The organism is Azonexus fungiphilus, from assembly GCF_003634965.1.
Lineage (GTDB): Bacteria > Pseudomonadota > Gammaproteobacteria > Burkholderiales > Rhodocyclaceae > Azonexus > Azonexus fungiphilus.
The window spans coordinates 1-10442 of record NZ_RBXP01000007.1 but is presented as its reverse complement, the minus strand read 5'-3'; the positions used below and the strand labels follow the sequence as shown (position 1 = coordinate 10442).

General features: G+C 65.6%; 9 protein-coding genes. 1 reads left to right on the top strand and 8 read right to left on the bottom strand.

The window, feature by feature from the left end; genetic code table 11:
• From DFR40_RS02735 to gyrA, 8 genes are all read right to left on the bottom strand, one after another.
• Nucleotides 1-113 (bottom strand): sugar phosphate nucleotidyltransferase (locus DFR40_RS02735; protein ID WP_245985584.1); only part of this gene is annotated, 113 nt, incomplete at its 3' end.
• Nucleotides 110-1174 (bottom strand): dTDP-glucose 4,6-dehydratase, encoded by a 1065-nt coding sequence (gene rfbB / locus DFR40_RS02730; protein ID WP_121456968.1) that lies wholly within the window; start codon nucleotides 1172-1174, stop codon nucleotides 110-112. The genes DFR40_RS02735 and rfbB, both read right to left, overlap by 4 nt.
• Before the next feature lie 48 nt (nucleotides 1175-1222).
• Nucleotides 1223-2056, bottom strand: coding sequence for a DNA ligase (locus tag DFR40_RS02725; protein ID WP_121456969.1), 834 nt, complete (start codon nucleotides 2054-2056; stop codon nucleotides 1223-1225).
• A 2-nt stretch (nucleotides 2057-2058) separates the two neighbouring features.
• A complete protein-coding gene (locus tag DFR40_RS02720) occupies nucleotides 2059-2937 on the bottom strand; it encodes a prephenate dehydrogenase (RefSeq protein WP_121456967.1) in 879 nt (292 codons plus the stop codon).
• Nucleotides 2938-4026: a histidinol-phosphate transaminase gene (gene hisC, locus DFR40_RS02715; RefSeq protein ID WP_121456966.1), complete on the bottom strand. Its 1089-nt coding sequence runs from the start codon at nucleotides 4024-4026 to the stop codon at nucleotides 2938-2940.
• 9 nt (nucleotides 4027-4035) lie between these two features.
• Entirely contained in the window at nucleotides 4036-5127 is a 1092-nt protein-coding gene (gene pheA / locus DFR40_RS02710) for a prephenate dehydratase (protein WP_121456965.1), read from the bottom strand.
• A 4-nt stretch (nucleotides 5128-5131) separates the two neighbouring features.
• Nucleotides 5132-6217 carry a 3-phosphoserine/phosphohydroxythreonine transaminase gene (serC, locus tag DFR40_RS02705; RefSeq protein WP_121456964.1) on the bottom strand — a complete coding sequence of 362 codons (1086 nt, stop codon included), beginning with the start codon at nucleotides 6215-6217 and terminating at the stop codon, nucleotides 5132-5134.
• Complete coding sequence (gyrA, locus tag DFR40_RS02700; RefSeq protein WP_121456963.1) at nucleotides 6218-8827, bottom strand: DNA gyrase subunit A; 2610 nt, start codon at nucleotides 8825-8827, stop codon at nucleotides 6218-6220. It lies immediately after the preceding gene.
• A 102-nt stretch (nucleotides 8828-8929) separates the two neighbouring features.
• On the opposite strand from gyrA, the gene DFR40_RS02695 reads away from it, so the two are divergent.
• Nucleotides 8930-10288 carry a TRZ/ATZ family hydrolase gene (locus tag DFR40_RS02695; protein WP_121456962.1) on the top strand — a complete coding sequence of 453 codons (1359 nt, stop codon included), beginning with the start codon at nucleotides 8930-8932 and terminating at the stop codon, nucleotides 10286-10288.
• The last annotated feature ends 154 nt before the right edge of the window (nucleotides 10289-10442 follow it).

The following is a 10442-nucleotide window of genomic DNA, read 5'->3' as shown; positions in this document are numbered from 1 at the left end:
ATCATCGGCTTGTCGTGGATCGGCAGCAGCTGCTTGGAAACCGCCAGCGTCACCGGGTAGAGCCGGGTGCCGGAACCGCCGGCGAGGATGATGCCCTTGCGCTGCTGGCTCATGCGTTTTCTCCGTAATGCTTGCCCAGCCACTGCTGGTACGCACCGCTGGTGACGTTCTCCACCCAGGCCGGGTTGTCCAGGTACCACTGCACCGTCTTGCGGATGCCGGTGGCGAAGGTTTCGGCCGGCGTCCAGCCCAGTTCGCGCGCCAGCTTGGTCGCGTCGATCGCGTAGCGGCGGTCGTGGCCGGGGCGGTCGCTGACGAAAGTGATCTGCGTCCGGTAGGACTGGCCATCGGCACGCGGGCGCAGTTCGTCGAGCATGTCGCACAGGGTATGCACGACCTCGAGGTTGGTTTTCTCGTTGCAGCCGCCGACGTTGTAGGTTTCGCCAAGGCGGCCGGCTTCCAGGACGCGTCGGATCGCGCTGCAGTGATCCTTGACGTAGAGCCAGTCGCGGACCTGGCGGCCATCGCCGTAGATCGGCAGCGGCTTGCCGGCGAGGGCGTTGTGGATGACCAGCGGAATCAGTTTTTCCGGGAAATGGTAGGGACCGTAGTTGTTCGAGCAGTTGGTGGTCAGCACCGGCAGGCCGTAGGTGTGATGATAGGCGCGCACCAGATGGTCGGAGGCTGCCTTGCTCGCCGAGTACGGGCTGTTCGGCTCGTAGCGGCTGGTCTCGGTGAAGGCCGGATCGTCGCTGGCGAGCGAGCCATAGACTTCGTCGGTCGACACGTGCAGGAAACGGAAGGCATTTTTCGCGTTTTCTGGCAGTCGACCGTAAAACTCGCGTACCGCTTCGAGCAGGCGGAAGCTGCCGACGATGTTGGTCTGGATGAACGCTTCCGGCCCGTGAATGCTGCGGTCGACGTGCGATTCGGCGGCAAAATTGAGCACCGCGCGCGGCCGGTGCTCGGCAAGCAGGCGGCTGACCAGCTTGCTGTCGCCAATGTCGCCATGAACGAAGCAATGGCGCGGATCGCCCTGCAGCGTCGCCAGGTTCTCGAGATTGCCGGCATAGGTCAGCGCATCGAGGTTCACCACCGGCTCGGCCGATTGCGCCAGCCAGTCGAGGACGAAATTGCTGCCGATGAAGCCGGCACCGCCGGTAACGAGGATCATGCGAATCTTCCGCAGGTCGAAAAGGCCGTCATTTTACGGCAAAGCCCGTCATTCCTGACGCATGCGCAGGAAACTGGCGAATCTCGGCAGGCCTTTCGCGGTCAGCTCGCGGTAGCGGAAGGTGACGACGCTGCCGATTGGCGGCGGATTGGCGCGCTCGGCATCGGTGAAGCCGGTACCGAGGCGGAACTCGCGGCCGTCCGCCAGGCGCACGCGCAAGGCACCGAGCTGCCCGACATACTTGCCCTTGCCCGGCAGGTGGGCGACGACGACGGCCTCGGCGTCGAGCCACGGCTTGAGCTTGAGCAGGGTGTCGGAACGACCGGTTTCGTAAGGCGCGTCGGCCCGGTGCAGCATCAGGCCTTCGCCGCCGGCCTTGACGGTGGCGGCCAGCATTTTTCGCAGGGTTTCACGGTCGACCGTGATTTTTTGCGAAATTTCGGCCAGCCACGGCAAACCCGCGGCGCCGACGAGCGCCACGATCCGTGCCGCCCGCTCGGCGAAAGTCCCCGGCGCCCCGGGCAGCTCGAAGATCATGTAGCGGACCTGGCGCCACTCGGCATCGACCGGCTGTTCGCGGCGAACGATCCCCGACAGACGCTCGAACTGGCCGCGGCCCAGCCACAACTCGCCATCCATCGGCGTTTTCGGCAGGGCATCGGTGAACCAGGCCGGCGCATTGACCCGGTTGCCGCTGCGAAAACGCAGCGTTTCGCCGTCCCAGACGGCGCGTACGCCGTCGAGCTTCTCGCTGACCAGGTAGGCGGCGGGGTCGATCTCGTCGCGGTAGACGTTGGCCAGCAGGAGTTCCGGCGGCGCCGCGGCGAGCGGCAGGGCAAGCAGCAGCGCGAGCCCGCAGAGCAGCGCGCGCAGCCGCCGCATGCTCAGCTTCCCGCCCACTCCCGGCGCGCCTGGCGGGCGATGCCGAAGACGTCTTCGAGACGTTCGCCGTCGGCCTTGTCGAGGGCATCACGCAAGTCGTCGAGCTGGGCGCGGTAGCTGTCGAGTTCGCCGAGCAGCGCCTCGCGGTTGGCGAGGCAGATGTCGCGCCACATTTCCGGGTGGCTGGCGGCAATCCGCGTGAAGTCGCGGAAGCCGGAAGCGGCGAAGGTGAAGAACAGGTCGGCGTCGTCGCGCACCGCCAGGTCATGGACCAGGGCAAAGGACAGGAGGTGCGGCAGGTGGCTGACGGCGGCGAAGACGCGGTCGTGCATTTCCGGCGTCAGCTCGTAGATGTCGGCGCCGCACAGCGCCCAGGCGCGCTTGACGCGGTCAAGGCGCTCGTCGTTGTTCTCGGGCAGCGGCGTGACGACGACCTTCCTGCCCTGATAGAGGTCGTGCCGGGCGGCCGACGGCCCGCTGTTCTCGGCGCCGGCGATCGGATGCGCCGGCACGAACTTGCCGATGTGGCCGCGGAAGGCGGCACGCGCCGCGGCGACGACGTCGCCCTTGGTCGAACCGCCGTCGGTGACGATGGTGTTCGGCCCGAGATAGGGCGCGATGCGGGCGAAGATTTCCGGCATCTGCGCCACCGGCGTCGCCACCAGCACGATGTCGGCGTCGCCGATCTCGTGCGCCGGGTTGATCCCGGCGCGGTCGATGACGCCCAGTTCCTGCGCCACGCGCAGGGTCGACGGCGTGCGGCCGAAGCCGACCACCTCCTCGACGGCGCCGGCCGCCTTGAGGCCGAGCGCGAAGGAACCGCCGATCAGGCCGGTACCGAAGACGACGATCTTGCCGAACTCGGGCTGGCCGGCGTCCATTTACAGGGCCTTTTCCAGCGCCGCGATGAAGCGCGCGTTTTCGGCTTCGCTGCCGATCGTCACGCGCAGCCACTCGGGCATGCCGTAGCCACCGATCGGCCGGACGATGACGCCCTGCTGCAGCAGCTTCTGGTTCACCGCGGCGCCGTCGCCGGCCTTGAAGGTGACGAAGTTGCCGTAGGACGGGATGTAAGTCAGGCCGAGTTTTTCCAGCGCGGCGACGATCTGCGCCATGCCGCGCCGGTTGAGTTCGTAGCTGGCCTGCAGGAATTCGTCGTCGTCGAGCGCGGCGAGCGCGCCGGCGAGCGCCAGGTTGTTGACGTTGAACGGCTGGCGGACGCGGTTCATCAGGTCGGCGACAGCCGCCGAAGTGACGCCGTAGCCGATGCGCAGCCCAGCGAGGCCGTAGATCTTGGAGAAGGTGCGGCAGACCACCAGGTTCGGGAATTCGGCGACCCAGGCGGCGGTATCGACGCGCGCCTCGGGCGGGATGTACTCGTTGTAGGCCTCGTCGAGGACGACGACGACATCGGCCGGCACCTTTTCCAGGAAGGCGCGCACTTCCGGATAGGGCAGGAAGTTGCCGGTCGGGTTGTTCGGGTTGGCGATCCAGACGACGCGGGTGTCCGGACGGATGGCGGCGAGCATCGCCTCGAGGTCGTGGCCGAAATCCTTCGCCGGCACGCAGATCAGTTCGCCGCCAATCGACAGCGTGGCCAGCGGATAGACGGCGAAAGCATGCTGGGCGAACACCGCGGAACGTCCCTGAGCGAGGAAGGCGCGGGCAACCAGGTCGAGCACGTCGTTGGAGCCGTTGCCGAGCACCACCTGGTTCTGGTCAACGCCGCAACGCGCCGCCAGCTTGGCGATCAGCTCGAACTGGTCCGGGTAGCGTTCGACACCGGCCAGCGCCGCTTCCACCGCTTGCCTGGCCTTCGGGCTCATGCCGAGCGGGTTCTCGTTGGAAGCGAGCTTGACGATGCTGTCCACCGGGATGCCCATCTCGCGGGCCAGTTCGGTGATCGGCTTGCCCGGCTGGTAGGGCGAGATGGCGCGGACGTAGGCGAGGGCTTGTTCGGTGAGGGACATCGGGATTCCTCAGAAGACGGCGACCGGGTAGGAGCCGAGGATTTTCAGGTAGGCGGCGTTGCCGGCCAGCTGTTCGAGCGCGGCCTTGACCGCCGGCTCGTCGCGATGGCCTTCGACATCGACGTAGAAGACGTATTCCCACAGCGCGTTGCGCGCCGGCCGCGACTCCAGCCGGCACATCGAGACGCCTGCGGCGGACAGCGGTGCCAGCAGTTCGTGCAGGGCGCCGGTGCGATTGGGCGCCGACATGATCAGCGAGGTCTTGTCGCGCCCGGATATCCCGGCGTCGTGCTTGCCGAGGACGAGGAAACGCGTGGTGTTGTTCGGCTCGTCCTCGATGTTCTCGGCCAGTCGCGGCAGGTCGTAACGGGCGGCCGCGGCCTCGCCGGCGATCGCCGCCGAACCGGCTTCCTCGGCGGCCTTCTGCGCCGCCTGCGCGTTGCTGCCGACCGAGATGCGCTGCGCCTGCGGCAGCATGCGGTTGAGCCATTCGTGGCACTGCGCCAGCGACTGGGCGTGCGAATAGACGCGGCTGATCGCGCCGAGCTCGGTTTCCTTCGACAGCAGGTTCTGGTGAATGCGCAGCACGACCTCGCCGCAGATCTTCAGCGGCGTGCCAAGCAGCAGGTCCATCGTCCGGCCGACCGCGCCTTCGGTCGAATTCTCGACCGGCACGACGGCGTAATGGGCGTGACCCGACTCGACTTCGCGGAAGACGTCGTCGATCGAGGCCTGCGGCAACAGGCGGCCGGCGTGGCCGAAATGCTTGGTCGCCGCCGACTCCGAGAAGGTGCCGAGCGGGCCGAGGAAGGCGATGCCGAGCGGCTGTTCGAGCGACAGACAGGCCGACATCACCTCACGGAAGAAGAAGGTGATGTTCTCGTTCGGCAGCGGCCCGGGATTGACGTCCTGCAGCCGGCGCAGCACCTGCGCCTCGCGCTCCGGCCGATAGATGAAGCCGGCGTCGCCGAACTCGGCCTTGATCTCGCCGACGCGCTGGGCGCAGCGGGCGCGTTCGTTCAAGAGGCGCAGGATGTCGCCGTCGATGCGGTCGATGTCGGCGCGCACGCCGGCCAGGGCTTTCTGCAGGTCGTCGCTCATGCGCTCACCCGTTCCGCTTGGCGAAATCGTTCATGAACCCGACCAGCGCCTTGACCGCGTCGAGCGAGACGGCGTTGTAGATCGACGCGCGCATGCCGCCGACCGACTTGTGGCCCTTCAGGCCGAGCACGCCGGCATCCTTGGCGGCCGCCAGGAAAGGTGCGTCGAGCGCGACATCGGCGAGCACGAAGGGGACGTTCATGCGCGAACGGCAGTCGGGATCGACCGGGTTGGTATAAAAACCGCCGGAGTTGTCGATGCACTCGTACAAAATGCGCGCTTTTTCGGCGTTGACCGTGTCGATACCGGTCAGACCGCCCTGCTTCTTCAGCCACTGGAAAACCAGGCCGGCGATGTAGATGCCGAAGGTCGGCGGCGTATTCAGCATCGAACCGTTCTCGGCCATCACCGCGTAGTCCATCACCGTCGGAATGTTCAGCGGCGCCATGCCGAGCAGGTCACGATGGACGATCACCAGCGTGACCCCCGAGGGACCGATGTTCTTCTGCGCCCCGGCGTAAATCAGGCCGAACTTCTCGACATTGACCGGGCGCGACAGGATGTGCGAAGACATGTCGGCAACCAGCGGCACGCCGGTGTCGGCGATGCGTTCGGCGGGAATCTCGACGCCGTGGATGGTCTCGTTGGTGCACACGTGCAGGTAGGCGGCGAACGGGTCGAGCTTGATTTCTTCGGCCGTCGGCAGGCGGGTGAAGCCGCTGTCCTCGGTCGTCGCCGCGACGCGCACGTTGCCGATGCGCTGCGCTTCCTTGACCGCCTTCTTCGACCACGAGCCGGTGACGATGTAGTCGGCCGAGCGCCCGGCCAGCAGGTTCATCGGGATCTGTGCGAACTGCTGCGTCGCGCCGCCCTGCAGGAACAGCACCTTGTACTGCTCGGGAATCCCCATCAGCTCGCGCAGGTCGGCTTCGGCCTGCGCCAGGATGGACATGAATTCCTTGCCGCGATGGCTCATTTCCATGACGCTGCAACCAGCGCCCTGCCAGTCGAGCATTTCTTCCTGCGCCTGGCGCAGGACCTCCTCGGGAAGTGCAGCCGGACCGGCGCTGAAATTCCAGATACGCGTCATTTAGGCTTCTCCACCTTGCTCGTCGGCCGCCGGCGCCTCGCCTTCGACGGTCGACTCGCTTTCGGCATCATTTTCCACGACCGACTCGGCGACCTTTTCCAGGCCGGCGAGCTTCTCGCCCTCGTCGAGCGAAATCAGCGTGACGCCCTGTGTCGCCCGGCCCATGCCGCGGATTTCCGAGACGCGGGTGCGGATCAGCACGCCGCCGGTGGTGATCAGCATCACCTCGTCGTCGTCGCCGACCAGCTTGGCGCCGACGACAACGCCGTTGCGCTCGGAATCGGCAATCGCCTTGACGCCCTGGGTGCCACGTCCGGAATGGCGGAAGTCGGCAAGCACGGTGCGCTTGCCGAAGCCGTTCTCGGTGGCGACCAGCACCGTCTGCTGATCATCCTCGGCAACCAGCAGCGAGATCACGGTCTGCCCTTCCTGCAGCTTCATGCCGCGCACGCCGCGGGCGCCACGGCCCATCGGGCGGACGTCTTCCTCGTCGAACCAGACCGCCTTGCCGGCGTTGGAGACGAGCACGATGTCGCTCTGGCCGGTGGTCAGTTCGACACCGATCAAATAGTCGTCGTCGAGCAGGTCGACCGCGATGATGCCGGCCTTGCGCGGGTTCGAGAAGTCGGACAGCGGCGTCTTCTTGACCGTGCCGTCGCGGGTGGCCATGAACACGAACTTGTCGTCGACGAATTCCTTGACCGGCAGCACGGCGTTGATGCGCTCGCCCTCTTCCAGCGGGAACAGGTTGACGATCGGCTTGCCGCGGCTGGTCCGGCTCCCTTGCGGCGCCTCGTAGACCTTGAGCCAGTAGCAGCGGCCGCGGTTCGAGAAGCACAGGATGTAATCGTGGGTATTGGCGACGAACAGGTGATCGACGAAATCCTCGTCCTTGATCGCCGCCGCCTGCTTGCCGCGCCCGCCGCGCCGCTGGGCGCGATAGTCGGCGAGCGGCTGGGCCTTGATGTAGCCGCCGTGCGACAGCGTGACGACCATGTCCATCGGCGTGATGAAATCCTCGATGCCGAGTTCCTGGGTATGCAGCACGATTTCCGAGCGGCGGTCGTCGCCGAACTGGTCGCGGATCGCCGTCAGTTCGGTGACGATGATCGCGGTGATCCGCTCCGGCTTGGCCAGAATGTCGAGCAGGTCGAGAATCCTGGCCATGACCTCCTTGTACTCGCCGACGATCTTGTCCTGTTCGAGACCGGTCAGGCGCTGCAGGCGCAGTTCCAGGATGGCTTGCGCCTGGGCGTCGGAGAGGCGGTACCCCTGGGCCGACAGGCCGAATTCCGGCAGCAGGCCGTCCGGACGGGACGCATCGGAGGAGGCGCGGACAAGCATTTCCTCGACCACCGGGCTGCGCCAGGTGCGCTCCATCAGGCCGCGCTTGGCGTCCGGCGGCGTCGGTGCGGCCTTGATCAGGGCGATGATCTCGTCGACGTTGGACAAGGCAACAGCCAGACCTTCGAGGATGTGGCCGCGTTCGCGCGCCTTGCGCAGCTCATAGACGGTACGCCGGGTAACGACTTCGCGGCGGTGCGACAGGAAGCATTCGAGCAGCTGCTTGAGGTTGAGCAGGCGCGGCTGGCCGTCGACCAGCGCCACCATGTTCATGCCGAAGGTGTCCTGCAGCTGGGTCTGCTTGTACAGGTTGTTGAGGATGACCTCGCCGACTTCGCCGCGCTTCAGTTCGATGACGACGCGCATGCCGGACTTGTCGGACTCGTCGCGGATGTCGGAGATGCCTTCGATCTTCTTCTCGTTGACCAGTTCGGCGATCTTCTCGATCAACGACTTCTTGTTAACCTGATAGGGAATCTCGTCGACGATCAGCGCCTGGCGATCGCCCTTGCCGATGTCCTCGAAGTGGGTGCGGGCACGCATGACGACGCGACCGCGCCCGGTCTTGTAGCCTTCGCGCACGCCCATCACGCCGTAGATCAGACCGGCGGTCGGGAAGTCCGGTGCCGGGATCAGGTCGATCAGGTCGTCGATCGAGATCGCCGGATTCTCCAGCAGCGCCAGGCAGCCTGCGATCACTTCGTTGAGGTTGTGCGGCGGAATGTTGGTCGCCATGCCGACCGCGATCCCGGACGAACCGTTGATCAGGAGGTTGGGAATGCGCGCCGGCATGACCAGCGGCTCGTTTTCCGAGCCGTCGTAGTTCGGCCCGAAATCGACGGTTTCCTTGTCGAGATCTTCGAGCAACTGGTGGCCGATCTTGGCCATGCGCACTTCCGTGTAACGCATCGCCGCCGCGCTGTCGCCGTCGACCGAACCGAAGTTGCCCTGGCCATCGACCAGCATGTAGCGCAGCGAGAAATCCTGGGCCATGCGGACGATGGTTTCGTACACGGCGGAGTCGCCGTGTGGGTGGTATTTACCGATCACGTCGCCGACGATACGGGCCGATTTCTTGTAGGCCTTGTTCCAGTCGTTGTTCAATTCGTGCATCGCGAACAGTACGCGGCGATGCACCGGCTTCAGGCCGTCGCGGGCATCGGGTAGGGCCCGGCCGACGATCACGCTCATCGCGTAATCGAGATAGGAACGCCGCATCTCGTCTTCGAGGCTGATCGGCAGGGTTTCTTTGGCGAATTGATCCATGTCTCTCGTGTCCGCGCCGATATTGCAGGCGCCTTGTTTGGTTGAAGCACGCGTAATTTGTTAGTTTACCACGCCGCTCACGGCGTACCGATGCCCAATTCCATGACACCGACACCCCAAACCATCGATCTGCTGATCGAAGCCCGCTGGATTGCCACGGTCGACACCGATGAAGTCCTGAAAAACCACGCCGTTGCCGTCGACGCCGGCCGCATCCTGGCCATCCTGCCGCTGGCCGAGGCGCGCCGCCGCTACCAGCCGCAGCAGCGCCAGCAGCTTGACCAGCACCTCCTGATCCCCGGCCTGGTCAACCTGCACACCCATGCCGCGATGACGCTGATGCGCGGCATCGCCGACGACCTGCCGCTGCAGGAATGGCTGCAGCAGCACATCTGGCCGGCCGAGGCCAGGCACGTCTCGCACCAGTTCGTCCTCGACGGCACCCGGCTGGCCTGTGCCGAAATGCTGCTCGGCGGCATCACCTGCTTCAACGACATGTACTTCTTCCCGCAAGCAGCCGCCCAGGCCGCCAGCGAATTCGGCATGCGCGCAGCGCTCGGCGTCACCACGCTGGAATTCCCCGGCAACTACGCCAGCGACGCCGACGATTACATCGCCAAGGGCCTGGCCGCCCGCGAAGCGGTCGGCAACAACCCGCTGATCAGCTTCTGCCTAGCGCCACACGCCCCCTACACCGTCTCCGACCGCACTTTCCGCCAGATCGCCACGCTGGCGGCCCAGCTCAACCTGCCAATCCACTGCCACGTGCACGAAACCCGGCAGGAAATCAGCGATGCACTCAGCCAGGACGGCCGCCGCCCGCTGGCTCGATTGCGCGAACTCGGCCTGATCGGCCCGGGCTTCATCGGCGTCCATGCGGTGCATCTGGAGGACGACGAAATCGCTGCAATCGCCGCCGCCAACGCCAGCATCGCCCACTGCCCGAGTTCGAACCTTAAGCTCGCCAGCGGCTTCGCCCGCATCGCCGAAATGAGCCGTGCCGGCATCAACATCGGCCTGGGCACCGACGGCGCCGCCAGCAACAATCGCCTCGACCTGTTCTGGGAAATGCGCCTGGCGGCGCTGCTGGCCAAGGGAGTGAGCGGCGACGCTGCCACCCTGCCGGCTGCCGAAGTGCTGCGCATGGCGACGCTGAACGGTGCTCGAGCGCTCGGCCTGGACTCGGAAATCGGCTCGATCACCGCCGGCAAATCGGCCGATCTGTGCGCGGTATCGTTCGAGCATATCAATTGCCAGCCATGCTTCGATCCGCTGTCGCATCTGGTCCATGTCGCCGGCCGCGAACAGGTCAGCCACGTCTGGGTTGCCGGAAAGTGTCTCGTCGAGCACAAAACTTTACTGGCAGGCAAGGAATTTCACTTGGATGCCTGTGCGACGCTATGGCAAAATAGCTTGGAAGTCTGCACAGTCGGCACTTTGCCGCCCGATGCAAACCGCTGAAATCATCCATTTCTCAACGAGGGAAGACTATGATCAAGAATATCGCCAAGAAGTCCCTGGCTGTTGCCCTGCTCGCCGGTATCGGTTTCGCCGCCGTCGCCCAGGAGCGTGTTTACGTGATCGACCAGCGCGACGCCGTCGCCACCAGCGGTTT

Coding starts and splice junctions, on each gene's coding strand:
- DFR40_RS02720 (WP_121456967.1), bottom strand. CDS start 2,937: ATGGACGCCGGCCAGCCCGAGTTCGGCAAGATCGTCGTCTTCGGTACC.
- gyrA (WP_121456963.1), bottom strand. CDS start 8,827: ATGGATCAATTCGCCAAAGAAACCCTGCCGATCAGCCTCGAAGACGAG.
- DFR40_RS02695 (WP_121456962.1), top strand. CDS start 8,930: ATGACACCGACACCCCAAACCATCGATCTGCTGATCGAAGCCCGCTGG.
- hisC (WP_121456966.1), bottom strand. CDS start 4,026: ATGTCCCTCACCGAACAAGCCCTCGCCTACGTCCGCGCCATCTCGCCC.
- pheA (WP_121456965.1), bottom strand. CDS start 5,127: ATGAGCGACGACCTGCAGAAAGCCCTGGCCGGCGTGCGCGCCGACATC.
- serC (WP_121456964.1), bottom strand. CDS start 6,217: ATGACGCGTATCTGGAATTTCAGCGCCGGTCCGGCTGCACTTCCCGAG.
- DFR40_RS02725 (WP_121456969.1), bottom strand. CDS start 2,056: ATGCGGCGGCTGCGCGCGCTGCTCTGCGGGCTCGCGCTGCTGCTTGCC.
- rfbB (WP_121456968.1), bottom strand. CDS start 1,174: ATGATCCTCGTTACCGGCGGTGCCGGCTTCATCGGCAGCAATTTCGTC.